Raw genomic sequence first — 23,785 nt, 5'->3', positions numbered from 1 at the left:
TATGTTATAGCTTCTTTTTTATTTTTCAATATGTCACGGAAGGGGGAGAAGGTTTTTGAGTGGAATAAGGAATGAAAGCGGAGGTGATGCATATATATAGATGCATTGGGTGATTATTAGTCCGATTGGTGAGGGGTAATAATTAATAAGTACGGACAAAAACCCCACTCATTAAAGTTTTACTTTATCATATTGTATAAATGAAAAGGAGGTAAGACGGTGAAAGCAATCCCGACTGATGTCCTGAGTAAAGAATTGATGGAAAGAGAAGGAGTTATATCTATTACAGTAAAGGAATTTGAAAAAATAGAAGTAGCTGGAGTAGTGGTCGCTGGTCCAGCGGTTATTTTGATTAATCAAGATTAAGTACATATTTTTGAAATAAAAAGCATCCGTCTAGGATGCTTTTTATTTGTATGTAAGGATAAATATGATGGATAATTGTGTTACTGGAGGGAAAGTCTGTGGCAATTATTATAACAATGTTAGTAATGGGTATTTTATTAGGATTTGTTGGAGCTGGAGGAGCTGGGTTTATTATCGCGATACTCACTTTAGTATTTCATATTCCTATTCATGTTGCTCTTGCAACATCTTTAACTGCAATGGCATTTACGACATTATCAGGTGTTGTCAGTCATTACCGTGAAGGCAATGTTGCATTTATTATAGGCGGGATTGTTGGAGGATTTGGCGCAATTGGCTCTTATATTGGTTCTAAATTTGGTTCACTTATACCAGCACATCTTCTTCATTGGTTTACAGCTGGGATGTTATTTTTATCGGCAATTTTTATGTTTATTAAATTAATTATGTTCCAAAACAAAGAACAGTCATCTTTATATAAGCATAAAGAGTTTTCCATGAACTACTTGTTGAAATGTATATGCCTTGGATTAGTTACTGGAATGATGGCTGGTTCATTTGGGATTGGTTCTGCACCGTTTATTCAGCTTGGATTAATGGTTCTATTGAGACTAACGATTCAGCAATCTGTAGGGACAACGATGCTTGTTATATTACCGATTGCAATTGGAGGTGGGCTAGGATATAGTTCGGAAGGATATTTAGATTATATATTGTTATTGCAAGTATTAATCGGGACCATGTTAGGGGCATATATTGGCGCGAAGTTTACAAATTATGCACCGCGAATGCTTTTGAGGTTTTCGATGATTATGACACCGGTTTTAGCTGGATGTATGCTATTGATGGAATAAGGTGAAATTATAATAAGTAGGGGGTTACTGCTTACAAATAGCGGGATAAAATTAATATAGCAAACTATTAATATATTTTACGAATGAATTATGTAGGTAATTCATATTTCCCATATAAAAGGATTTGTTTTAATATTATGAGTGTAAAGTTCGAGTATTCGAAGTACTACTTGAATTATATCCCTATCCCTTTTCTAAAAATGCGAACAAGTTTTGCCCTATTCTATTCAATAGTTAATTGTATAGAAATATATTGTTCGATGACCATTATGGAACGTACATAATGGGAAAATCCCGATCCTTAAAGAGGATGCCCCTAATCTTCATGTGAAAATATGATCGGATAAGAAAGCTGACCAATTGATGGTCAGCTTTCTTTTTGTTCAAAAACAATTTTTTCTTTAATTTCTGTTTGTAATAATACAGTTTTTCCGAAGCGACGTTTGCATTCCGCACGCACTTTTTCAATGGCTAGTAGCTGAGTAGTGGCGGGAACTGTGACAATAGCTTGGCGAGGCTTTCGATTTTCTTCACAAAAGACACATTCCACAACATAATTAGAAATCATATTTTCATCCTTCCAGTTTTAATTTCTAAGAAGGGATTGCCTATGAAGTTGATGTAATCTTTCGTCATTGTTTTATTTTTTTCCTCTTTTTTTCAAGGGGAAAATAAAAAAGAGGGCGAATTTTAGTAGGGGAGGGATGTTTATGGAGAGATGGATAGGTAGTGCAGCGGTATGTGTAAATGAAAGAAAGGAAGTTTTAATGGTACTGCAGGGCAAAGAGGGAGAAGAAAAAAGGTGGTCTGTCCCAAGTGGAGGACTTGAAAAGGGAGAGACACTAGAAGAATGTTGTATTAGGGAAGTTTGGGAAGAAACAGGTTACAATGTGGAAGTTGTAAATAAAATATATGAAAAAGAGGGTATTACATACGGTGTTCCAGTGTATGTCCATTATTATTTTGTTAAACAAATAGGCGGTAATATGAAAATCCAAGATCCTGATGAGTTAATACATGAAATTGCTTGGAAAGGGATACATGAAGTTGAACAATTGTGTTTAGCTTTTCCAGAGGATTATGAATTGCTGTGCCAATATATAGATAAAGAAGCAAGTATGTAAATACTTGCTTCTTTAATGTATCCAAGACAAGAAAAGCGGAACGATAACTAAACTAGCGCCTGCTGTTAAAAGCATAGATAAACTTGCAATTGTTCCTTCCACAGGACCGATTTCGAATGCTTTTGATGTACCGGTTCCATTTGCGCTTGTTCCTAACATAATACCTTTTGCGATTGCTGTTTTAATACGGCAAATACGTATGAGAGAAGGACCGAGCAATGCTCCTGTTAAGGCAGTTAAAACGACAAATACAGCAGTTAATTGTGACATGCCACCAATCATTTCTGAAATAGCCATTGCGATTGGTGTTGTTACGATATGTGGCGCTAAACTATGTTCTAGTGATGAATCAATTTGAAAATAATTTGCTAGTAGTGCTGAAGTAATGACTGATAAAAACGAACCGACAATGACATTAAGTAAGATAGCCATTCCATGTTTCTTTAATAAATCAAAGTATTTATAGATTGGCCATGCAAAAGCAACTGTTGCGGGTTTTAATAATTCAGTTAACCAATGACCACCAGATTCATATGTTTCATAAGGTGTATCTAATCCGAGCAATAAAGCAATTAAAATAATGGGACAGACGAGAAGAGGAGAAAGTAGACTCCAATTCCAGCGTTGATACATTTTTTTTGATAGCCAATATGTGAATAGTGTTAATAGTAAACAAAGAAATCCGATCATTGCGTTGATCCTTTCCGCTTTAGTAGCAATTCTGTTAAAAGTCCTGTAACTAAGGTAACGCAAAGAGTGCTAATCATAATAATTAAAATGAGATCGATTCCATATTGTGTTAGTGTATCTCTGTAACGTATGACAGCGACTGCAGAAGGGATGAAAAATAAAATAAGTTCTTTTAATAAAAAATCTGCTCCGTCCTGTATCCATTCTTTTTTAACTAGGTTAAATTTTAATGAAATTAATAATAAGAAAATACCGATTATACTTCCTGGAACTGGGAGGTGTGCCTGTTTTGCAATCCATTCACCTGTCCAAGCGAAACAAAATAGTAATAAAATTTGTCCGCTTAACTTCCACCATTTCATACAGTAACCACCTCTTTCTTTTGTTACATAAAAATTGTAAAAAAGAATTAACAATTTCTACTATACGTTCATTCAAAATATTTGTCTAATATATAAATTATATGTTATTAATATATAAGACATATTAATCGAAAGTGAAAAGGGTGTCCAAAAATGGAATTACGGCATTTGCAATATTTTGTTGTTGTGGCAGAAGAGTTACACTTTGGACGGGCGGCTGCTCGTTTACAAATGACACAACCACCACTTAGTCAACAAATACAGCAATTAGAAAAAGAAATGGGAGTTACATTATTTTCAAGAACGAAAAGAAAGGTTGAACTAACAGAAGCAGGAGAAATGTTTTTAAAAGAAGTAAAAAAGGCGTTTGAACAAATTGAAAAAGCAGTAGAAGTTGCACAAAGTGCACAAAGGGGAGAAGTAGGATCACTTTCAATTGGTTTTGTAGGTGCGGCGATATATGATATTTTACCATCAATTGTTAGGGAATATAGAAAGAAATTTCCGAGAGTGTCTGTTGCATTACATGAATTGTCAACACCAGATCAAGTTCATGCACTTCATGATAACCGTATCGATATTGGCTTTTTACGTCCACCAATTCCAACGCAATTATTAGAATTAGAGCCAATTCAAAGGTTATCTTGCACTTTGTGTTTACCAAAGGCACATCCACTTGCAGAGAAAGATGAAATACATATAGAAGATTTACGAGATGAGCCGTTTGTATTTATTACGAGACCAGTATGGCCAGCTTTGTATGATACAATTTTATCTCTTTGTAGAGAAGTTGGATTTAGTCCACGTATTGTACAAGAAGCAACAGAGTATCAAACAGTTATGGGGCTTGTAGCAGCAGGGATTGGAATTACAGTAATACCCGTGTCGGCAAATAAGTTATATAAAACAGAAGTTGTATATAAAGAGTTATATGATTCTAATTTCGTTGCAGAAATGTCAGTGGCTTACAAAAAAATGAATAGTAATCCAGAGCTGCTAGAGTTTTTAAAAATTGCAAGAGAGAAGAAAAGAATAGAAGTAGAAGATGAGTAATAGAATAGAAGTAGAAGATGAGTAATAGTAGTAACAGAAAATGGATTTGATTCAAATCCATAAAAGTACACCTTATTAAACAATAAAGCGGAAATGCAACTTAAGTTGCATTTCCGCTTTATTGTTCTTTTTTTAGCTCGATACTAAATAGATAAACGTGTTCATTTTCTTTTAAGAGTAAATCAATACCCTTTTCTTCGTCAATTGTAGGGACGCTTACAGTTTCTTGACTGGTTTGGATTACAGCAGCTAAAGTTGTTTTTTGATTGTATTTTAAATTTTTTATAGATTGGATTGTAGTAGTTGCAGAGCTATTTACGCTTGGTGGCGCTTCTTCAGGAACAAGTGTTGAACCACCTTCAATATTCAGATACCACTGCCTTTTTTCTTGTATATCTTTATCAAATTGGAAATGTGGTGGTAAAAAAGAAAGCTTTACTTTCTTTTTTGAAAAATGTGAGGTAGCTATATTAGCAATTTCTTTTGTTTTCTTACCATTGTTATAATAATCAATTGTAGCATTTATTTCATCTTTATCATTTTTAAGCGTAACGTTATAAAATATGCTATTTCCTTCTTGAAAAGGAGTCATTTGTAAAATAGAAGCTTGCTCTTTTGTTAATTTGTATGGCTCAACAATGGCAACTTCATTGTTTTTTATTTGGCTACAACTTGTGAGTAATAATAAACACAAGATTGATAGTAATTTTATACGCATGCAACCTCCTCCTTTTTACAATTATATTCTAAATGTGATTTTTTATCATTTCGTTTTCTAGGACTAAAGACTTAGAAGAAATTCCGATTGTAGTGCGATGTTTAAAATGTCATATTTTTATACACTAGTAGTATAGAATGCGTATGTAATAAGGTAGGGGAAGAATTTTATGTCTTTATGTCGGTTAGCGAGAAAAAATATTATAACATTTGCTACCAAAAGGATGAAGCAATTTATGTGGATTGCTATGAGTACTATGATTTTGTTTTTTATGATATCGTTACAATTTAATGAAGGAGCTATTTTGAAAGTAGGGAATGCATTTGTATTTCAAATGTACTTTTACACACTTTTTATTGTACTAATTTTCATATGTATTTTTACTACATATAAAATGATGTACTCCCTTTTGCATGTGAGGAGGGAGGAGTTTATATCTTATGTAGAAGAAAATATGAAAAGAAAAGAGGTACTATGTGTATTATGTCAGGAGCAATTATTCATTTATGGAGCAGCATTTGTTTTTGGATTAATTAATGGGATGCTATTTTTGAAATTATTCACGGTTATCTTTATGAAAATCGCAGGGATACAAGGAATAAATAGTGCGCCAATTACAATATATGCAGTTGTAATTATTAGTGTAATTATGATGACTGTCGTTTTAATATCGATGATGCAATGTTATCGATTTGTTCGAAATTTAAAAGATGAAAATTCGTTGCGGTTTAAAGAAAGGGCATGAGAAATCATGCTTTTTTCTATTTTACACATAAAAATAATCATGTTACAGTGAAAAGACCTGACAAAGAATGGGAAGGAAAGGTTGTATAGAATGACAAATGAACAATCAATTGTAAAAGTCGATCGGTTAACGAAGCGAATCGGATCAAAGACACTTGTACAAAATATTAGTTTTGAAGTGAAAAAAGGCGAGGTTGTCGGTTTACTCGGACCAAACGGTGCTGGAAAAACGACTTTAATGAGAATGATGGTTGGTATGATCCGTATGACAGAAGGTGAAGTATGGATTGATGGTCAATCTGTGAAACAGCAATTCGAAAAAACAGCTGCGAAAATTGGAGCGGTAATTGAGACACCTGAATTTTATCCTTTTTTGAGCGGCTATGAAAATTTAACATATTTCGGACGAATGAATGGTAATGTGACCGAAGAACGTATCGATGAAGTAGTGAAATTGTTAGGGATGGGACAAGTAATTGATCGCAAAGTAAAAGCGTATTCACTCGGCATGAGACAACGTTTAGGAATCGCTCAGGCACTTATTCACGATCCAGACGTGTTGATACTAGATGAACCGACAAATGGATTAGACCCTAGTGGAATACATGAAATGAGAATGTACATAAAAAAAATTGCACATGAACAAGGAAAAGCTGTACTTGTATCAAGTCACTTACTTTCAGAAGTTGAATTAATGTGTGACAGAGTTATCATTATTCAGCACGGGGAATATGTGGCTACGCAAAATATTCAGCATAGCCAAAGCGAAGAGATGGAGACGATCCGTATACGTGTAGATGATGCGAATAAAGCAGCAGAAATATTAGGGCATGATGTTTTAGTAAAAGATAATGAATTACTTATTAATGTAAAAGATGAAGAAATCCCAAATGTTATTCGTACATTGCTTGAGAAAAATATTCAAGTGTATCGTGTATATGAAGAAAGAAAAACGTTAGAAGAGCAATTTTTAGAATTAACAGGGGGAAAAGATATTGTTTAATTTAGTATATAACGAACTGTATAAAATATTTAAGCGGAAGCGAACGATTATTCCATTTGCAGTTATTGCAGTATTAATAATCGGATTAGGATGGGTTACGGTAAAGTATTTTGAACCGGAAACAAAAGGATGGAAAGTAGATTATACAGAACGAACTGTAGAAATTGAGAAAAAGCTTGGCATGAAAAAAGAAGCTATTTTAGCAGAAAAATCAGGGGATGAGCTTGTAAAAGAATACCAGCTTAAGATGAAGCATTTAGATACGGATACAGCACCGGCAAGCAGTTCTCCACTTTCTTTCATGAGAGATACAGGTTTTATCGTATTTCCAATTTTGCTCCCATTTATCCTCGTGTATGCAAGTACAATTTTTGCGAATGAATATAGCTGGGGAACATATAAATTTTTAACGATACGACCAGCGAGTCGCTTTAAAATTTTAACAGCAAAATTTTTAGCAATTGTTATATTTGCAGCTTTATTATTTATATTTAATATGATCTTCTCCGCTTTATGTGGACTTGTTATTTATAAATTCCAACAGCCTGCATGGAGTGAGTTTATTTTCCAAGATGGAAATATAATAAAACAAAACATTTTTGTAGAAGCAAGTAAATATTATGTTTTATCGTGGTTACCAACGGTTGTGTACGCATCGTTTGCATTTATGATTTCTGTGTTAACAAGATCTAGTGGAGGTGCAATTGGTATTTCACTATTCCTTGCTTTATCAGGCAATATTGCGCTATTAGCAGCCACTAGATATAACTGGGCGAAATATTTATTGCCAGCAAACACAGATTTATATAGTATTTCAAAGAATGGAAGTTTTATTGATGGAGTAACATTCCCGTTTGCATCATGTATGTTGTTACTTTATTTGTTCGTATTTTTATGTATTTCATATACTGTGTTTTTAAAACGTGATTTAACTTAATAAGAAAAGCCGTTCAGGGTGCTGAGATGCACTTTGAACGGCTTTTTTTATGAGAATTGTTTAAGTGCTCTTTCGGCTAGTAAAGCAAAGTATTCTGCACTTATAGGCAGTGCCTCTTCATTAATTGTAAAAGCAGGATGATGCCATTCATGTGTACCGCTCGTTCCCATAAAGACGAATGAACCTGGTATTTCCTGTTGGTAAAATGAGAAATCTTCTCCAGCCATTGACGGACTAGGCGAGATGATATTAAGATTCATCTTTGTGGCAACTTGAGTAGATAAGTCTGTAAGAGCTTTATCGTTGTGAACAGCAGGAGGACCTGAATAAAAACAGAATTTCGTTTTTACACCTAATGCATCAGATACACCTTTAATAATACGCTCCATGAGTGCTGGAATCTTTTCACGTGTTTCAGCTTGGAATGTGCGAATCGTTCCTTCTAACGTAGCTTTTTCAGGAATCACGTTCCACGTATTTCCTGCATGAATATTTGTAACACTAACAACTGCATTATGAGATGAACTTATATTTCGGCTTACAATTGTTTGCAGTGCCATCACAATTTGAGAGGATGCGACAATAGGATCTACTCCAGCATCTGGTACAGCCGCGTGTGTACCAACTCCGTGAATTTCAATTTCAAATCGATCAACTCCGGCCATCAGTGGACCATCTTTAATGCCAATTGTACCTACTGGTAAATCAGGTTTATTATGCATGCCGAAAATCGCTTGCACATTACGTAAATGTCCAGCATCAATAACTTTGCAAGCGCCATTACTACTTTCTTCAGCTGGTTGGAATATGAAGCGAACCGTTCCATTTAGGGAAGATTCTCTTTCTTTTAATAAGAAAGCAGTACCTAAAATAGCAGCTGTATGAAAATCGTGTCCACAAGCATGCATTTTCCCTCGTACTTTAGATGCATAGGACAAATGTGTTTCTTCTTGAATAGGAAGGGCATCAATATCAGCACGAACTGCTACAATTGGTCCGTTTTTATTACCAGACACTTCAGCGATAATTCCTGTTTCTAAATTGGAATCAATGATAGTAATGTTTTTTTCTTCTAACCAATTTTTTATTGCTTTTGTTGTTTCGAACTCTTCATATGATAGTTCTGGATACTCATGTAAATGTCGACGGATGGAAATAAGTTTTTCTTTTAGTTGATTTGAAATAGATACCATGTAGTATGCCTTCTTTCTTCAGCAAAATATTTATCATAAGTATACAACAATAAAAGAGAGGATTCTCAAATGAAAATCCTCTCTCGTTTATCCCATAAAAGCCCGATTGGTTCAACTAATTAAAGTTTCACTTTATGCTGCGACTTTTTTATGCGTATGATGTTTACGATAACGTCCACGCATTGCGTATGCAATTTGCGGGATTGCAATCCCAATTAATATAAGTGATACACCGAACCATTGTGAAGATAGTACAGCCTCTTTTAAAACGAATACTGACATAATTGTTGTAACTGGTAGTTCCGCTGCACCAAGAATAGTCGCTAAGCCAGAACCGATTTTTGGAATCCCGATTGTAAAGGCAATAGATGGAATAACGATACTAAATGTTCCTAATCCTAAACCGTATTTCCAAAGACCTTGAGAAATGGCACCATTAAAAATAAATGTTGGTGGGAATACAATCATGACTAAAGTTAAAGCACCAGTCATTAAGAGAACACCGCGCGGTAATGAAGGTACTTCAACAGCAACTTTTCCGCTTACGAAAATGTATGTTGCGAATGTAACAGCAGATAATAAACCTAAAATGACCCCAGTCGTATCGAAAGCACCTACTGATTGTTCAAGTAAACCACTTGATAAAAATGTCCCTACAAGTAAGAAAATAACAGAAATAACTTTTTCTCTTGAAGGTAATGTTTTTGTTGCGACTGCTTCAATGATAATTCCGACCCAAACGAATTGGAATAAAAGAATAATTGCAATAGAAGCTGGTACAGTTTTTAATGAAGCATAATAAAAAATTCCGGTAAAACTTGCAGATGTTCCTGCAACGAATAAAAGTAATGCTTGCTTTAAAGGAACGCGATGTCTAGAAAATAGAAGTGTAATAGCAAGCAAAATAATCCAACCGAACAAATATTGGCTGCCAATTACCTCTCCAAGTGAAAATCCTTCTGCATATGCAAGCTTAACAAAAATAGCTAAAATTCCATAACTACACGCTCCTAATAAAACTAAAAGAGAATAACGAAGCATGAAAAATTCCTCCCATCTATATGAAGTTGTTCCGTATCGAAAATATATAACTAGAGGGAAGTATACAAAATTAGAAATAAAGGGTCAAATGAAAGAAAAGTATGACATTTTATAGAATAATAATAAAAGTATGATATTTATGCATAATCTTGAAATTTTTAATAGTAGAAGTATTATAAAATAAACTTTGCATTGTATAGAGATAGCATTTGAAAAAAATATTTTTTAAACCAATATGTATATAGACGTACTAGTAACGTGCTAATTATTTGAGAAACTATGTTACCTTTGTTATGGTAATAACAATTAAAGGAGTTTTATAATCCATTTGGGTTTTTTCTATATAATAGAAGGAAATGAAAACGTTTTATTAGAAACTGTGAGGAAGTGCGGTTTTTCTTATTGCCACGTTGTAAAAGTGATTTCACGAATTGTTCATAGTATTTTTATGTGTTTTTGTTACAATATTTAGGGAGAGGAGTGGAATGATGCAAGATATTAGTATTTTTTTAGCGTTTGGCGCCGGGTTCTTATCATTTATTTCCCCATGTTGCTTACCGCTTTATCCGGCATTTTTATCGTACATAACAGGTATGTCGGTTTCTGAATTGAAAGAAGAAAATGCAATGCTTCGCAAAAGAAGTATGATACATACAGCGTTTTTCTTACTTGGATTTTCAATTATATTTATTGCAATTGGATTTGGTACAAGTTTTATTGGAGGAATCTTTACTGACTATAAAGATTTAATCAGACAGTTAGGTGGTATATTTATCATCGTGTTCGGCTTAATTATTGTCGGGGTGTTTAAGCCGAAATTTTTAATGCAAGACCGTAAATTTACATTTAAAAATCGTCCAAGTGGCTATTTTGGATCAGTACTAATCGGATTAGCTTTTGCAGCAGGATGGACGCCATGTACCGGACCAATTCTAGTGTCTGTAATTGGATTAGCAGCAACAAATCCAGAATCAGCAATGATATATATGATTGCTTACATACTTGGATTTGCAATCCCGTTTTTCGTACTGTCATTCTTTATTACGAAAATGTCTTGGATTAAAAGAAATAGTATGGCCTTCATGAAAGTCGGAGGATATATTATGATTGTTATGGGTGTCTTCCTATACTTTAACTGGATGACGAAAATTATCGTATATTTCTCAAGTTTATTTGGTGGTTTTACTGGTTTTTAGTATTATTCTGCGAAAATGTTGGAAATACTAACGGAAAAGCATATAATGAAAGTATATTTTGCATATAGCCACAAAAAAGGATGAGAAAATATGAACATAGTTCTTTTATCAAGTATCGTTGCTGTTTGTATGGCTGTCGGTGCGATGTTTATTCGTTTAAAAGCAGCTAAGAAACCTGCAACATTGAAAAAAATTATACTTCCACCATTTTTTATGAGTACGGGTGCATTGATGTATGTTTTCCCTGAATTTCGATTAACTCCAGCAGAAATGTTAGAAGCAATTGGTGTCGGTTTGATTTTCTCTATTTTTCTTATTAAAACATCTAAATTTGAAATTAGAGGACAAGAGATTTATTTGAAGCGTTCAAAAGCCTTTGTTTTCATATTAATTGGATTACTTGTAGTGCGGATTGTATTTAAAACCTACTTAAGTCAATCTCTTGATTTAGGACAACTTAGTGGCATGTTCTTCTTACTTGCGTTTGCGATGATTGTGTCATGGAGAATTGCAATGTATCGTTCCTTTACGAAATTACAGAAGGAAATGGAAAAAGAAGATGGTTTTTATAATGAAAAAGATATGAAGCTAACTTAAAAACTGTATATGTACCAAATAAAAAGACAGCGTCAAAGGCGCTGTCTTTTTTATCGAAAATAATATGAAGTTACTTTGCGAGTAAAGATTGATAGTTAGAATAATCAATCTTTTTTTCTTGTAGTTTTTTTATTAAAAATTTATGATCACGCTTTGGTGTGGCAATGATATATCCCTTAATAATCAAGTCTTGTGTAATTTGAGAGGCATTTTCTTGTAATGCAAGTTCCCCGATTTTGCCAGCAATCTTTGATTTTGCAACATCACGAAATAGTTCTGGAACAGGACTTACAAGCTCTTCTAACAATTGTTTTTGTTCGTCAGCCCATAAATGTCTCGTTTTATTTATGTAGTGTTCTTCCCAATCCAAAATGGACATGCCGTCTTCTTTTGGTAAACGTTTTAAAAATTTTCTGAACATAAAGTATCCACCGATAGACATAAGCCCTAATAAAATAACCGTCCATAATACAATGAACCAACTGAACCATCCTTCGAGCACGCATATCCCCCCTTAATGATAGCGGTTTTCTTTTATTCATATTATATACAGTGAGATTCATAGAAAGCAAGAACGCTTGGTCATTTTGACCAAGCGTTATAGTTTAAACGAAGTATAGTTGTTCAACACATAAATTATTATTATCGTCTTCAACATACTCAATAATAAGTGTGCCAACTTTACGATCTTTATCTTCAGTTGTGAAAATAGAGTAAGAAGTAAAACGTGTTTTTGATAGGCCGCTTATATGTGTAGGTAAAGAAATGTAGTCGTTATCGCGGAAGAATTCCATCAGTTCAATATCCTCAAATTCTTTTCGGTCAACTTGTTTGTTTGTATAGCGGCGTTGAAGTTGTTTTAAAGATTCATTCCAAGAAATTGCTTTTGTGTCGTATACCATTGTTCTATCTCCTTACTGTATGTAATTACTAAGAACATACGTTCTAATTTAGTATACTCTTTTTATTAGAAAAGGGAAAGCAAAAAATAATGTAAGCTTGGATTTCCAAGCTTACATTATTGATGTGTCCGTCATAATCTCTATTTTTCATTATAAGTTAGATATGAATAAGAAACAAGATGATATATATAATGTTGAGAGTTTTCAAGATTCTGTATATTATAGGTGTACTAAAGTGTAAGGGAATGAGAGGTGTGGCATACGTAATTTCACTGCAAGGGCCGATGGCTAGCGGAAAAACAACATTAGCAAAAAGGTTAGAAAAGAGAGGGTTTCGAGTTATATATGAAAATCCATATCCAATTGTAGAGAAGCGAAAAAAATTGAATTTAGATATGAATTCAAAAGTAGGGTTTATTATGAATCAAAAAATGTTTATGGAAGCAAAAATAAAGGAGTTTCAAAATGTGAAAGATTCAGTCGTAATTTTTGATCGCGGACCAGAAGACATTGAGTTCTTTACACTCTTTTATCCAACGATTATAGGAGAAGAGTGGGATATAGAAACTGAATTGAAAGATGAATTATATAAATTAAGAGCATGCCGTTCGGATGTGATTTTTTACTTAGATGTTACGAAAAAGAATGTATATGATAGAAAAAATAATGATAGAACAAGAAACAGAAGTACGTTTGCGGAGCAATTTAAATTAGTAGAAACTGAAAAAGACTGGTATAAACAATTTCCTGTAACTTATGTGGACACGAATAGATTAACAGTGGACGATTTAGAGGTATATTTTATGGACTGGTTAAAGGAGAGAGAGCTATGACAAAAATACTTTTATTTGTATACTCAACATTTGCAGAGTTTGAAATAACAGTAGCGACGGCATTGCTGAAAAATAAATATGAAATCATTACAGCGGGCTTAACTAAAGAATTGGTTATAAGTGAAACTGGATTGCAAGTGCAGCCGCATATAGAAGTAAGTGAAGTACGTGTAGATGAGTATGAGGGGATACTTATTCCAGGTGGAGAAGAAGGACAGTTGGAAGATGCAAAACCTCTTTTTTCAATCATTCGTCAATTTCATGAACAAGAAAAATTAGTGGCGGCAATTTGTGCTGGACCGTATGCACTAGCAAAAGCAGGGTTATTTAAAGGGATTTCTTATACTGCGACTATAGATTATCAAAAATTTGATTGTTTTCCAGTAGAAAATTTCGTGTATGAAGAAGTTGTGAAACACTCAAATATCATTACAGCACAAGGGCATGCATTTGTACCATTTGGAATAGCAATTGCCTCTTATTTTGGAGTGGCAGACGAACATAATACAGATTTTTATTGTGGTAAAGGCAATGTAGTAATGGAGAAACTTTTACGAGAAAACGTGTAGAAGCTAGCAAATGCTAGCTTTTTTCTTTTTGACATCGATAAATGGCTAACGTTTTTGGGTCACGCCATATACCGTTATGAAGTGACAATTCATTTTCTACTTCTTCTTTTAGCCATACCTTCATTTCTGCGTGAAGGTATGTATTATCAGGTATATTTAGCGACGGAAACATGCTAGAAATATAGTTTACAATCGGAGTAGCATGATGAAAAACGAGAGCATTATGAATAACTGTTTCTTCAACAGTTGGAAAAACAGATTGTAATATCTCTTTACCGTTTTCTAAACAAAATGGAGTGACTGATGATGTTGTTTTCGGTAAATCAAATGCGTCTAACATACGGTTACACATTTCAACTATACGAGGTAGTGTAACGCTAGAATTTGTTGTAGCTAAAAGTGTTCCACCAGGACGAATTACTTTATGGAATCCTTGAATTGTTTTTTCAACATCTTTCACATGGTATAACATATGTCTTGCAATTATTAGGTCATAACAATTTGTTTCGAAAGGAAGTTTACTAGCATCCCCTCGTTTCCATTCTATTAAGTTATTTGTTTTAGCAGCTTCAGCAAGCATAGCTTCGGATTGATCAAACCCGGTTAATGGGCCTTTATGACCATTTGTTTGTAAAAGGGAAAGGAATTTTCCACTAGCGCACCCAACCTCTAATATGTTTTCTTCCCCTTGAAGTTGTAAATGTTCAATGACGATCTTATCTAAATCTACGTGTTTTTCTTCGTAATGTGTATGTGTGTCGATGCGTGTTTGTAAATGGTTGCTAACGTTATATTGACGTTTTACATCATTCATTTTTTCACATTCCACCTTCGTGCAAAATTGCTGAATCGCATGTGTTAATACGTCGGTTTTCTTTAAACCTTCGTAATGGAGTGCAGCTTCAAACCTTGCAAGTAATTTTTCTTCAATTCGAAAATGAATATCTTTTCGCTTCGTCATTGAAATCTCGCCCCTTTGCATCTGTTAATGAGACTATAGCATGCTTGGAAAAATTGTGTAAATAATTTGTGTACACAAATGGAGGGGATAAAAAAATTGTTTGAATGTGAGTTTAAACTATTGACGATTTAAACGTTTTCATATATTCTTAAATTAAGTAATATTCAAATAATTCAAAAGAAATGAGAGAGTCACATGCTTCTTCAAGGAACACATCGAATTGGTCGTATGGCCATGCTGTTGGCACTTGCGGATGAGAATGAAAGTCCTGTATTATCCATTCCAAAAGGTTGGAAGTATTGTACGGGGAAAGTGGGTTCGATGAATTCGCAAAAGGTTGTCGCAGCAATGGAAACAGCGGCTAAAAGCAACCAAGTTATTGAAACAGACGTTTACAGAGAAACACATGCACTTTATCATGCAATTATGGAAGCTTTGTACGGAGTGACGAGAGGTCAAATTCAGTTAGCAGACGTTCTTCGTACAGTAGGACTTCGTTTTGCGATTGTGCGCGGTACACCATACGACGGAAAAAAAGAAGGCGAATGGGTTGCTGTTGCATTATATGGAACGATTGGTGCACCTGTAAAAGGATCTGAGCATGAGGCGATTGGTTTAGGAATTAATCACATATGATTTGCCCATAGTCTATTAGTTAGAAGGGGGCCTTACTTTTTTAGGACAGAAGTCTGTCTTAAAAAGATAAGGTCCCCTTTTGCCTTTTTAAGGAGGAAAAATGATGATTACGTTAACAGGACATACATTGACAGTTGAAGAAATGAAGAGGTTATTACTGGAAGGAGAAGGTGTAACAGCTTGTCCAACTAGTATGCAAAAGGTAGCGGAGTGCCGCGAAGTAGTTGAGAAAATTGTAGAGGACGGAAAAGTCGTTTACGGAATTACAACTGGATTTGGAAAGTTTAGTGATGTGCTTATCCAAAAAGATGATGTAAAGGCACTTCAACATAATTTAATTCAGTCACATGCATGTGGGATTGGTGATCCATTCCCGGAAGAAGTATCGCGTGGAATGTTAATTTTACGAGCGAACACGATGCTTAAAGGAGTATCTGGTGTTAGGCCGCTTGTTGTAAATATGCTTCTTGAGTTTGTAAACCGTAAAATTCATCCAGTCGTTCCGCAACAAGGTTCACTTGGTGCAAGTGGCGATTTAGCACCTTTATCTCATCTTGCGCTCGTATTATTAGGCGAAGGTGAAGTGTTCTATAAGGGGAAACGCGTTCATGCAATGGTTGCTCTTACAGAAGAAGGGCTTGAGCCAATTGAACTTGAAGCAAAAGAAGGTCTTGCGTTAATTAATGGTACGCAGGCGATGACAGCACAAGGAGTTCTTTCTTATATAGAAGCAGAAGCAACGGCGTATCAAGCTGAACTAATTGCTTCGATGACAATTGAAGGGTTACAAGGCATTATTGATGCATTTGATGAAAATGTTCATAAAGCACGTGGTTATAAAGAGCAAGTGGAAGTAGCGAGCAGAATTCGTGACATTCTTCATGATAGTAAATTAACAACAAAACAAGGAGAACTACGTGTACAGGATGCCTATTCACTTCGCTGTATCCCGCAAGTACACGGTGCTTCTTGGCAAGTTTTAAATTATGTGAAAGAAAAATTAGAAATTGAAATGAATGCAGCAACAGATAATCCGCTTATCTTTGATGGTGGGGAAAAAGTAATTTCGGGCGGGAATTTCCATGGTCAACCGATTGCGTTTGCGATGGACTTCTTAAAAGTAGGAATGGCAGAACTTGCAAATATTTCGGAGCGCCGTATTGAACGTTTAGTGAATCCGCAATTAAATGATTTACCACCATTTTTAAGTCCAGAACCAGGACTTCAGTCTGGTGCAATGATTATGCAATATGCTGCAGCGTCACTAGTTTCTGAAAATAAAACGTTGGCACATCCGGCGAGTGTAGATTCAATTCCGTCTTCTGCTAACCAAGAAGATCATGTAAGTATGGGAACAATTGCTTCACGCCATGCACATCAGATTATTCAAAATGCAAGACGTGTTCTTTCTATTGAGATGATTTGTGCGATGCAAGCAGCAGAATATCGCGGAATTGAAAACATGAGTACAGTGACGAAGAGCTTCTACCATCAAGGTCGTCAGCAGGTGCCATCTATTAAAAATGACCGTATATTCTCAACAGATATTGAAAATATTGCGCATTGGTTAAAAACGAATTATTCGATAAAAGAAAGATTAGATGTAAACGCAGCACTATAAAATGAGAAAAGGGAGAGATTGAAATGGAAAAAGTACAACAAACAATTCGCGCGCCAAGAGGTACAGAGTTACAAACGAAAGGGTGGGTGCAAGAAGCTGCACTTCGTATGTTAATGAACAATTTAGATCCTGAAGTTGCTGAAAAACCAGAAGAATTAGTTGTATATGGCGGAATTGGCCGTGCAGCTCGTAACTGGGAAAGTTATCAGGCGATTGTAGATTCATTAAAAACGTTAGAAAGCGATGAAACGTTACTTGTTCAATCAGGAAAACCAGTTGCCATTTTTAAATCACATGAAGATGCACCTCGCGTTCTGTTAGCGAACTCAAACTTAGTACCGAAATGGGCAAACTGGGATCACTTCCGAGAACTAGAGAAAAAAGGTCTTATGATGTACGGACAAATGACAGCTGGTAGCTGGATTTACATTGGAACGCAAGGGATTCTACAAGGAACATATGAAACATTTGGTGAAGCAGCTCGTCAACATTTCGATGGTTCATTAAAAGGTACATTAACACTTACTGCTGGTTTAGGTGGTATGGGTGGTGCACAACCTCTTGCTGTAACGATGAACGGCGGTGTTGTCATTGCTATTGATGTTGATAAGCGCAGCATCGATCGTCGTATTGAAAAGAGATACTGTGATATGTATACAGAATCATTAGAAGAAGCGTTAACGGTTGCGAACGAGTATAAAGAGAAGAAAGAACCGATTTCTATTGGTTTATTAGGAAATGCGGCAGAAATTTTACCAGAACTAGTGAAGCGCAATATTACACCAGACTTAGTTACAGATCAAACATCTGCTCATGATCCATTAAACGGTTATATTCCAGTAGGCTACACGTTAGAAGAAGCAGCGAAACTTCGTGAAGAAGATCCAGAACGCTACGTACAATTATCAAAAGAAAGTATGACAAAACATGTGGAAGCAATGCTTGCTATGCAAGAAAAAGGCGCAATTACATTTGATTACGGAAATAACATTCGCCAAGTTGCTTTCGATGAAGGTTTGAAAAATGCATTCGATTTCCCAGGATTCGTTCCAGCATTTATCCGTCCATTATTCTGCGAAGGAAAAGGACCATTCCGCTGGGTAGCACTTTCTGGTGATCCAGAAGATATTTATAAAACAGACGAAGTAATTTTACGTGAGTTCGCTGATAATGAACATTTATGTAACTGGATTCGTATGGCACGTCAACAAGTTGAATTCCAAGGGCTTCCATCACGTATTTGTTGGCTTGGTTACGGTGAGCGAGCGAAATTTGGTCGCATCATTAATGAAATGGTTGCAAATGGTGAATTATCAGCACCAATCGTTATCGGTCGTGACCATTTAGATTGTGGATCAGTAGCATCTCCAAATCGTGAAACAGAAGCGATGAAAGATGGTAGTGATGCAGTAGCTGACTGGCCAATTTTAAATGCATTAATTAATAGTGTAAACGGTGCAAGCTGGGTATCTGTTCACCACGGTGGTGGCGTTGGTATGGGTTATTCACTTCATGCGGGAATGGTTATCGTTGCAGATGGAACAGAAGCAGCAGCAAAACGAATTGAGCGCGTATTAACTTCTGACCCTGGTATGGGTGTTGTTCGTCACGTGGATGCAGGGTATGACTTAGCTGTGGAAACTGCGAAAGAAAAAGGCGTTAACATTCCGATGATGAAATAAGGAGGAGAAAACATGCTGGACACTTTACTAATAAATATCGGTCAATTACTAACAATGGATCAAGAAGATGGCTTGTTAAGACGGGAAGCGATGAACACGCTTCCTGTTATCGAAAACGGTGCGGTTGGAATTGAAAATGGTGTAATTACTTTCGTTGGAACAGCGGAAGAAGCGAAAGGATTACAAGCGAGAGAAGTTATTGATTGCGGCGGGAAAATGGTTTCTCCTGGTCTCGTTGACCCGCATACTCATCTTGTATTTGGTGGATCTCGTGAAAATGAAATCGCACTAAAACTACAAGGAGTTCCGTACTTAGAAATTTTAGAACAAGGCGGAGGCATACTTTCAACTGTAAATGCAACGAAACAGGCGTCGAAAGAAGAACTTGTTCAAAAAGCGAAATTCCATTTAGACCGTATGCTATCTTTCGGAGTTACTACTGTAGAAGCGAAGAGTGGTTACGGATTAGATGATGAGACGGAATGGAAACAATTAGAGGCAACAGCACAATTACAAAAAGAGCATCCGATCGATTTAGTTTCAACATTTTTAGGTGCTCATGCAGTTCCGAAAGAGTATAAAGGTAGATCGAAAGAATTTTTACAATGGATGTTAGACCTACTACCAGAAATGAAAGAGAAGCAATTAGCGGAGTTCGTTGATATTTTCTGTGAAACAGGTGTGTTCTCTGTAGAAGAATCAAAAGAATTTTTATTAAAAGCGAAAGAGCTTGGCTTTGATGTGAAAATTCATGCAGATGAAATCGACCCTCTTGGTGGTGCGGAAGCAGCGGCAGAAATCGGTGCAGCATCAGCGGACCATTTAGTTGGTGCTTCTGATAAAGGAATTGAAATGCTTGCAAATTCTAATACAGTAGCAACTTTATTACCAGGAACAACTTTCTATTTAAATAAAGAAAGCTTTGCTCGTGGACGTAAAATGATTGATGAAGGTGTTGCAGTTGCGTTAGCTACAGACTTTAACCCAGGTAGCTGTCCAACTGAAAATATTCAGCTTATTATGAGCATTGCGATGCTAAAATTGAAAATGACACCAGAAGAAGTTTGGAATGCCGTAACGGTTAACTCATCATATGCCATTAACCGTGGTGATGTAGCTGGGAAAATTAGAGTTGGTCGTAAGGCAGATTTAGTTTTATGGGATGCTTACAATTATGCTTACGTACCGTATCATTACGGCGTAAGTCATGTGAATACAGTATGGAAGAATGGTAATATTGCATATACAAGAGGTGAACAATCGTGGAGCACGGCCACTATTTAAAGAAAAATGCAAAGTTTATTGATCGTGAAGTGACGAAATGGAGTGAGATGATTAAAGATTGGGAGGAAGGTGTGGAAATATTCGGTGCTGCCTTAATTGGAGCACCCCTTTCTAAACCGTCTATTAGTCATTCAGGAGCGAGTTTTGCGCCAAAAACAATTCGTGCGATGTTAGATGCATATAGCACATATGCAATTACAGAAGAACACGATATGAAAGAAAGTGTCTTATATGATTGCGGCGATATTACGATGCATGTGACGGATATAAAAGAAAGTCATAAACGAATTGCGAAAACAGTTGGGCATGTAACGAAAGTAAACCCGAACGTGATACCAATCGTTCTTGGCGGTGACCACTCGATTAGTTTTCCGAGTATAACAGGTTTTGCAAACAGTAAAGGAAAGGTCGGAATTATTCAATTTGATGCTCATCATGATTTACGTAATTTAGATGATGGAGGCCCGTCAAATGGTACACCATTCCGTAGTTTACTAGAAAATGATGTCATTACTGGAAAACAACTTGTTCAAATTGGAATTCGTAATTTTTCTAATGCACGTGCGTACCATGAATATGCAATAGAGCATGGTGTAACAGTGTATACAATGAAAGACGTACGAGAGCGAGAAATAAAAGATATTATCACGGAAAGTATTGAAGTATTAAGAAATCAAGGTGTGACTTCTATTTATATTTCTCTTGATATGGATGTGCTAGACCAAGCGTTTGCACCAGGTTGTCCAGCAATTGGGCCTGGTGGGATGGATAGTACGACTTTACTAGATGCGATTGAATTCCTTGGTAAAGAATCGCTCGTTCAAGGGATGGATATAGTAGAGATTGATCCAACTCTTGATTTCAGAGATATGACGAGTAGAGTAGCAGCGCAAGTGATTATGAGTTTTCTTTTAGCGAGGGAAACAGTTAGCAAACAGGTTAGTATATAGACGGAAAAGTAGATATTTATTTATGCCTTATCAAAAACACATCACTACTTAAATGTAGTGATGTGTTTTTGTATTAAAGGAGAATGAATGTGTGTGGAACCGTTAATGGAATTGCGATTTTTATAGTGTATTGTGTAAATTTAATTTCTTGCTTCTGAAGTATTGACTCGTAAAATAATTTTATGATAAAATAAAAATTTTGCTAAAAAACTAAAAGTATGTTAAGCTTGAGAAGGTTACCATATATGGAGGTGGATTATTTGTTTCAAATTGGTGATAATATTGTTTATCCAATGCAGGGAGCAGGTATAATTAAAGCCATAGAAGAGAAGGAAATCTCAGGAGAAAAACAACAGTATTATGTTATAAAAATGTCGGCTAGTAATATGGAACTAATGATTCCAGCAGGGAGAATATTGAATTCGAATATACGACCAGTTACGGATATAACCGCATTAGCACACATAATGGATATTTTTCAACATGGGGAATCAGATAGATTACTTACGTGGAAACAAAGGTATAAATTGAACACTGATAAAATAAAGACGGGTAAAATGCAAGAAGGTGCTGAAGTTGTGCGTGATTTAATGCGTATACAGAAAGAAAAAGCACTTAATGCAAGCGAAAAGAAGATGTTAGATAACGCATATGAATTTTTGATTAGTGAACTGGGATTAATTGAAGGTATCACAGAAAATCAGATAAAAAGCTTTTGTTAAGGTTCATTACAAATAATGTATTATATCCCAAAAAAGATCTTGAATTTTTTGGGAACATAATTATAGAAAATTTATCATTTCAAAGACATTCAACTCTTTCAAACCACTTTTAGAGCATTACCTCTATTGTTATTACTACAATCAAATCCATTTTTATTTTTTAATTTCATTTATGAATGTTCGAAGTTTAATTGAATACTTCGATAAAATAGTTACTTGATTTTTGCAATCCTGATTCACACTGGCACGGACGAGGAGCCGTAAGGATGAAAGAGAGGTAGGGCTTTCATTGTTTTAGGTATATAAGTTATTATTTTTAGAAGAATACTGAACCATTTTCACTTCTATTGATAAGGTGTTTTTTATTAAAGAGATAAACGGATTGACAGCCATATATGGTCAACAAAAAAGGTTTCCTCCTAAGGAAACCTTTTTAATATTATTTACAGTGTTTTATTTTTTGAATATTCGAATTTTTTTGTTATAAAGTCGTAAAAATTGACGTTACTATCTAAAAGTAAGTATGATGCGATTATAGTAAGATTTTTTAGGGGGAAGAAAAATGACAAGTTCAAGTAATAAAGCAGCGAGTATTTATGAAGGAACAAATGTAAATGCTGGGGGATTTTTTGAAAACGTTGAAGAAACAAAGTTGTTTGATCCAATTCAAGTTGGAGCTTGGTCTCTTCGTAATCGTATAGTGATGGCACCGATGACAAGATGCTTTGCAGATAATGAGACTGGAGTAGTTGGTGCTGATGTAGTGGAGTACTACAGAAAACGTGCTGCGGATGGAATTGGACTAATTATTACAGAAGGAATTGTCATTAGTCCGAGAGCAAAAGGAAACCCAGGAGTACCAGGTATTTATACACAAGAACAAATCGATTCTTGGAAACCTGTTACAGAGGCAGTACATAAAGAAGGCGGGACGATTATTGCTCAAATATGGCATGTTGGGCGTATGAGTCATCATGAAATAATTGGTGGTCAAATGCCACAAGCACCATCGGCTATCGCTGCAGAGGGAAATGTTCCACGCTTTCGTAAACCGTTTGATACGCCAGAAGCAATGACGTTAGAAGAAATACAAGAAGTGATCGGTCAATACGCACAAGCTGCGAAAAATGCGATCGAAGCTGGATTTGATGGAGTAGAAATTCACGGTGCACACGGATATTTAATCGATCAATTTACGTATGAGTTTGCGAATAAGCGAACAGATAAATATGGCGGTGATTTAAAACAAAGGTTAACGTTTATGAAAGAAGTAACGGCGGCTGTAATAGAAGCTGTTGGAGCTAATAAAACACTTCTTCGTTTCTCTGCTTTCAAAGGTGATAATCCTACTTATATGTGGGAAAATCCTGAGTTTGCAATTGAAACGTTCATAAATATGTTTAAAGAGGTTGGGTTAACGATGATCCATCCTTCAACGATGAATTATACGCAAGAGATTGCTGACGGAAAGAATTTTCATCAACTAGTAAGAAAATATTGGGATGGTACGATTGTTGGGGTTGGTAATTTAAATCCGAAAGAGGCCGAAGAAGCGTTGCAAGAAGGAACGATTGATGTAGCGGCATTCGGAAGACCGTTAATTGCTAATCCAGACTTTGTTCATCGAATTAAACACGCTGAAAGTTTAGTTGAATATGACGCGAAAGAGCATCTTGCTACGTTAGTATGAATAAAGATAAAAGGAGAGCACATCGAGTGTTCTCCTTTTATTATGGAATTTCATAGG

At 35.5% G+C, this 23,785-nt stretch carries 28 protein-coding genes; 19 read left to right on the top strand and 9 right to left on the bottom strand.

Translation table 11 applies throughout. The features are described from left to right. Nucleotides 1–219 precede the first annotated feature (219 nt). Both AB6801_RS16350 and AB6801_RS16345 read left to right on the top strand, forming a co-directional pair. A complete protein-coding gene (locus AB6801_RS16350; protein WP_000644411.1) occupies nt 220–366 on the top strand; it encodes a BC1881 family protein in 147 nt (48 codons plus the stop codon). Between the two features lie 98 nt (nt 367–464). Further along, the gene (locus AB6801_RS16345; protein ID WP_000974654.1) at nt 465–1,220 is read left to right on the top strand and encodes a sulfite exporter TauE/SafE family protein; all 756 of its coding nucleotides are present in this window, start codon (nt 465–467) and stop codon (nt 1,218–1,220) included. Between the two features lie 367 nt (nt 1,221–1,587). Here the strand turns inward: AB6801_RS16345 and AB6801_RS16340 are convergent, their stop codons facing one another. Continuing rightward, nucleotides 1,588–1,788: a DUF3903 domain-containing protein gene (locus tag AB6801_RS16340; protein WP_000625225.1), complete on the bottom strand. Its 201-nt coding sequence runs from the start codon at nt 1,786–1,788 to the stop codon at nt 1,588–1,590. Between the two features lie 142 nt (nt 1,789–1,930). Here AB6801_RS16340 and AB6801_RS16335 point away from each other — a divergent pair, with 142 nt between their 5' ends. Further along, nucleotides 1,931–2,344 (top strand): NUDIX hydrolase, encoded by a 414-nt coding sequence (locus AB6801_RS16335; RefSeq protein ID WP_000442977.1) that lies wholly within the window; start codon nt 1,931–1,933, stop codon nt 2,342–2,344. Between the two features lie 12 nt (nt 2,345–2,356). Here AB6801_RS16335 and AB6801_RS16330 read toward each other — a convergent pair whose 3' ends face one another. Both AB6801_RS16330 and AB6801_RS16325 read right to left on the bottom strand, forming a co-directional pair. Further along, nucleotides 2,357–3,034, bottom strand: a complete 678-nt coding sequence (locus tag AB6801_RS16330; protein ID WP_000578965.1) for an LrgB family protein — start codon at nt 3,032–3,034, stop codon at nt 2,357–2,359. Then, nucleotides 3,031–3,396, bottom strand: coding sequence for a CidA/LrgA family holin-like protein (locus AB6801_RS16325; protein WP_000872365.1), 366 nt, complete (start codon nt 3,394–3,396; stop codon nt 3,031–3,033). The genes AB6801_RS16330 and AB6801_RS16325 overlap by 4 nt, the downstream gene beginning before the upstream one ends. Nucleotides 3,397–3,549: 153 nt before the next feature. Between AB6801_RS16325 and alsR the strand changes: the two genes are divergently transcribed. After that, a complete protein-coding gene (alsR, locus tag AB6801_RS16320; RefSeq protein ID WP_000423234.1) occupies nt 3,550–4,449 on the top strand; it encodes an acetoin biosynthesis transcriptional regulator AlsR in 900 nt (299 codons plus the stop codon). Between the two features lie 118 nt (nt 4,450–4,567). On the opposite strand, the gene AB6801_RS16315 is transcribed toward alsR, so the two are convergent. Then, complete coding sequence (locus tag AB6801_RS16315) at nt 4,568–5,167, bottom strand: hypothetical protein (RefSeq protein ID WP_058840273.1); 600 nt, start codon at nt 5,165–5,167, stop codon at nt 4,568–4,570. Between the two features lie 169 nt (nt 5,168–5,336). Between AB6801_RS16315 and AB6801_RS16310 the strand changes: the two genes are divergently transcribed. From AB6801_RS16310 to AB6801_RS16300, 3 genes are all read left to right on the top strand, one after another. Continuing rightward, nucleotides 5,337–5,912 carry a hypothetical protein gene (locus AB6801_RS16310; protein ID WP_053512832.1) on the top strand — a complete coding sequence of 192 codons (576 nt, stop codon included), beginning with the start codon at nt 5,337–5,339 and terminating at the stop codon, nt 5,910–5,912. Between the two features lie 90 nt (nt 5,913–6,002). Then, the gene (locus AB6801_RS16305; protein WP_000180622.1) at nt 6,003–6,914 is read left to right on the top strand and encodes an ABC transporter ATP-binding protein; all 912 of its coding nucleotides are present in this window, start codon (nt 6,003–6,005) and stop codon (nt 6,912–6,914) included. Further along, entirely contained in the window at nt 6,907–7,851 is a 945-nt protein-coding gene (locus AB6801_RS16300; RefSeq protein WP_000482759.1) for an ABC transporter permease, read from the top strand. Before AB6801_RS16305 ends, AB6801_RS16300 begins: the two co-directional genes overlap by 8 nt. 47 nt (nt 7,852–7,898) lie before the next feature. Here the strand turns inward: AB6801_RS16300 and AB6801_RS16295 are convergent, their stop codons facing one another. Beyond that, the gene (locus AB6801_RS16295) at nt 7,899–9,044 is read right to left on the bottom strand and encodes a M20 peptidase aminoacylase family protein (protein ID WP_000253673.1); all 1,146 of its coding nucleotides are present in this window, start codon (nt 9,042–9,044) and stop codon (nt 7,899–7,901) included. Between the two features lie 132 nt (nt 9,045–9,176). After that, nucleotides 9,177–10,085, bottom strand: coding sequence for an EamA family transporter (locus AB6801_RS16290; protein WP_000947046.1), 909 nt, complete (start codon nt 10,083–10,085; stop codon nt 9,177–9,179). Nucleotides 10,086–10,407: 322 nt separating this feature from the next. Between AB6801_RS16290 and AB6801_RS16285 the strand changes: the two genes are divergently transcribed. From AB6801_RS16285 to AB6801_RS16275, 3 genes are all read left to right on the top strand, one after another. Further along, nucleotides 10,408–10,557 carry a peptidase T gene (locus tag AB6801_RS16285; protein WP_071686460.1) on the top strand — a complete coding sequence of 50 codons (150 nt, stop codon included), beginning with the start codon at nt 10,408–10,410 and terminating at the stop codon, nt 10,555–10,557. 16 nt (nt 10,558–10,573) lie between these two features. Next, a complete protein-coding gene (gene ccdA, locus AB6801_RS16280) occupies nt 10,574–11,281 on the top strand; it encodes a cytochrome c-type biogenesis protein CcdA (protein WP_001152676.1) in 708 nt (235 codons plus the stop codon). 90 nt (nt 11,282–11,371) lie between these two features. Then, nucleotides 11,372–11,878: a CcdC family protein gene (locus AB6801_RS16275; protein ID WP_001028440.1), complete on the top strand. Its 507-nt coding sequence runs from the start codon at nt 11,372–11,374 to the stop codon at nt 11,876–11,878. 70 nt (nt 11,879–11,948) lie between these two features. Here AB6801_RS16275 and AB6801_RS16270 read toward each other — a convergent pair whose 3' ends face one another. Both AB6801_RS16270 and AB6801_RS16265 read right to left on the bottom strand, forming a co-directional pair. After that, nucleotides 11,949–12,380, bottom strand: a complete 432-nt coding sequence (locus tag AB6801_RS16270) for a DUF2621 domain-containing protein (RefSeq protein WP_000889371.1) — start codon at nt 12,378–12,380, stop codon at nt 11,949–11,951. Between the two features lie 103 nt (nt 12,381–12,483). Beyond that, nucleotides 12,484–12,780 (bottom strand): hypothetical protein, encoded by a 297-nt coding sequence (locus tag AB6801_RS16265; protein WP_000262400.1) that lies wholly within the window; start codon nt 12,778–12,780, stop codon nt 12,484–12,486. A 245-nt stretch (nt 12,781–13,025) separates the two neighbouring features. Between AB6801_RS16265 and AB6801_RS16260 the strand changes: the two genes are divergently transcribed. Both AB6801_RS16260 and AB6801_RS16255 read left to right on the top strand, forming a co-directional pair. Further along, nucleotides 13,026–13,613: an AAA family ATPase gene (locus AB6801_RS16260; protein WP_002000475.1), complete on the top strand. Its 588-nt coding sequence runs from the start codon at nt 13,026–13,028 to the stop codon at nt 13,611–13,613. Beyond that, on the top strand, nt 13,610–14,182 hold the full coding sequence (locus tag AB6801_RS16255; RefSeq protein WP_098341139.1) for a DJ-1/PfpI family protein: 573 nt from the start codon (nt 13,610–13,612) through the stop codon (nt 14,180–14,182). Before AB6801_RS16260 ends, AB6801_RS16255 begins: the two co-directional genes overlap by 4 nt. Nucleotides 14,183–14,195: 13 nt before the next feature. Here AB6801_RS16255 and AB6801_RS16250 read toward each other — a convergent pair whose 3' ends face one another. Beyond that, nucleotides 14,196–15,143 (bottom strand): class I SAM-dependent methyltransferase, encoded by a 948-nt coding sequence (locus AB6801_RS16250; RefSeq protein WP_000166749.1) that lies wholly within the window; start codon nt 15,141–15,143, stop codon nt 14,196–14,198. 195 nt (nt 15,144–15,338) lie between these two features. Between AB6801_RS16250 and hutP the strand changes: the two genes are divergently transcribed. The 7 genes from hutP to AB6801_RS16215 all read left to right on the top strand — a co-directional run bounded on the left by hutP (nt 15,339) and on the right by AB6801_RS16215 (nt 23,728). Next, complete coding sequence (gene hutP / locus AB6801_RS16245; RefSeq protein WP_000926516.1) at nt 15,339–15,779, top strand: histidine utilization transcription antiterminator HutP; 441 nt, start codon at nt 15,339–15,341, stop codon at nt 15,777–15,779. A 103-nt stretch (nt 15,780–15,882) separates the two neighbouring features. Next, on the top strand, nt 15,883–17,400 hold the full coding sequence (gene hutH, locus AB6801_RS16240) for a histidine ammonia-lyase (RefSeq protein WP_000631875.1): 1,518 nt from the start codon (nt 15,883–15,885) through the stop codon (nt 17,398–17,400). 23 nt (nt 17,401–17,423) lie between these two features. Next, nucleotides 17,424–19,082: a urocanate hydratase gene (hutU, locus tag AB6801_RS16235; protein WP_000416946.1), complete on the top strand. Its 1,659-nt coding sequence runs from the start codon at nt 17,424–17,426 to the stop codon at nt 19,080–19,082. Between the two features lie 12 nt (nt 19,083–19,094). Further along, a complete protein-coding gene (gene hutI / locus AB6801_RS16230) occupies nt 19,095–20,366 on the top strand; it encodes an imidazolonepropionase (protein ID WP_000887540.1) in 1,272 nt (423 codons plus the stop codon). Beyond that, nucleotides 20,345–21,316 (top strand): formimidoylglutamase, encoded by a 972-nt coding sequence (hutG, locus tag AB6801_RS16225; protein ID WP_000399831.1) that lies wholly within the window; start codon nt 20,345–20,347, stop codon nt 21,314–21,316. Before hutI ends, hutG begins: the two co-directional genes overlap by 22 nt. Before the next feature lie 260 nt (nt 21,317–21,576). Beyond that, a complete protein-coding gene (locus AB6801_RS16220; RefSeq protein WP_170317877.1) occupies nt 21,577–22,038 on the top strand; it encodes a CarD family transcriptional regulator in 462 nt (153 codons plus the stop codon). Nucleotides 22,039–22,600: 562 nt separating this feature from the next. Further along, the gene (locus tag AB6801_RS16215; RefSeq protein WP_000204588.1) at nt 22,601–23,728 is read left to right on the top strand and encodes an alkene reductase; all 1,128 of its coding nucleotides are present in this window, start codon (nt 22,601–22,603) and stop codon (nt 23,726–23,728) included. Nucleotides 23,729–23,785: the final 57 nt, after the last annotated feature.

The organism is Bacillus sp. RCC_6_1 (assembly GCF_041360755.1).
Classification (GTDB): domain Bacteria; phylum Bacillota; class Bacilli; order Bacillales; family Bacillaceae_G; genus Bacillus_A; species Bacillus_A cereus.
The sequence above is the reverse complement of the archived record's forward strand: the minus strand, read 5'-3'. Positions and strand labels throughout refer to the sequence as shown.

Excerpts from the sequence above, each read along its gene's own strand:
- AB6801_RS16325 (WP_000872365.1), bottom strand. The coding sequence starts at position 3,396 with ATGAAATGGTGGAAGTTAAGCGGACAAATTTTATTACTATTTTGTTTC.
- AB6801_RS16250 (WP_000166749.1), bottom strand. The coding sequence starts at position 15,143 with ATGACGAAGCGAAAAGATATTCATTTTCGAATTGAAGAAAAATTACTT.
- hutP (WP_000926516.1), top strand. The coding sequence starts at position 15,339 with ATGCTTCTTCAAGGAACACATCGAATTGGTCGTATGGCCATGCTGTTG.
- AB6801_RS16315 (WP_058840273.1), bottom strand. The coding sequence starts at position 5,167 with ATGCGTATAAAATTACTATCAATCTTGTGTTTATTATTACTCACAAGT.
- AB6801_RS16295 (WP_000253673.1), bottom strand. The coding sequence starts at position 9,044 with ATGGTATCTATTTCAAATCAACTAAAAGAAAAACTTATTTCCATCCGT.
- AB6801_RS16340 (WP_000625225.1), bottom strand. The coding sequence starts at position 1,788 with ATGATTTCTAATTATGTTGTGGAATGTGTCTTTTGTGAAGAAAATCGA.
- AB6801_RS16305 (WP_000180622.1), top strand. The coding sequence starts at position 6,003 with ATGACAAATGAACAATCAATTGTAAAAGTCGATCGGTTAACGAAGCGA.
- AB6801_RS16215 (WP_000204588.1), top strand. The coding sequence starts at position 22,601 with ATGACAAGTTCAAGTAATAAAGCAGCGAGTATTTATGAAGGAACAAAT.
- AB6801_RS16275 (WP_001028440.1), top strand. The coding sequence starts at position 11,372 with ATGAACATAGTTCTTTTATCAAGTATCGTTGCTGTTTGTATGGCTGTC.
- hutH (WP_000631875.1), top strand. The coding sequence starts at position 15,883 with ATGATTACGTTAACAGGACATACATTGACAGTTGAAGAAATGAAGAGG.
- ccdA (WP_001152676.1), top strand. The coding sequence starts at position 10,574 with ATGCAAGATATTAGTATTTTTTTAGCGTTTGGCGCCGGGTTCTTATCA.
- AB6801_RS16265 (WP_000262400.1), bottom strand. The coding sequence starts at position 12,780 with ATGGTATACGACACAAAAGCAATTTCTTGGAATGAATCTTTAAAACAA.
- AB6801_RS16330 (WP_000578965.1), bottom strand. The coding sequence starts at position 3,034 with ATGATCGGATTTCTTTGTTTACTATTAACACTATTCACATATTGGCTA.
- AB6801_RS16290 (WP_000947046.1), bottom strand. The coding sequence starts at position 10,085 with ATGCTTCGTTATTCTCTTTTAGTTTTATTAGGAGCGTGTAGTTATGGA.
- AB6801_RS16255 (WP_098341139.1), top strand. The coding sequence starts at position 13,610 with ATGACAAAAATACTTTTATTTGTATACTCAACATTTGCAGAGTTTGAA.
- AB6801_RS16260 (WP_002000475.1), top strand. The coding sequence starts at position 13,026 with ATGAGAGGTGTGGCATACGTAATTTCACTGCAAGGGCCGATGGCTAGC.
- alsR (WP_000423234.1), top strand. The coding sequence starts at position 3,550 with ATGGAATTACGGCATTTGCAATATTTTGTTGTTGTGGCAGAAGAGTTA.
- AB6801_RS16310 (WP_053512832.1), top strand. The coding sequence starts at position 5,337 with ATGTCTTTATGTCGGTTAGCGAGAAAAAATATTATAACATTTGCTACC.
- hutU (WP_000416946.1), top strand. The coding sequence starts at position 17,424 with ATGGAAAAAGTACAACAAACAATTCGCGCGCCAAGAGGTACAGAGTTA.
- AB6801_RS16335 (WP_000442977.1), top strand. The coding sequence starts at position 1,931 with ATGGAGAGATGGATAGGTAGTGCAGCGGTATGTGTAAATGAAAGAAAG.
- hutI (WP_000887540.1), top strand. The coding sequence starts at position 19,095 with ATGCTGGACACTTTACTAATAAATATCGGTCAATTACTAACAATGGAT.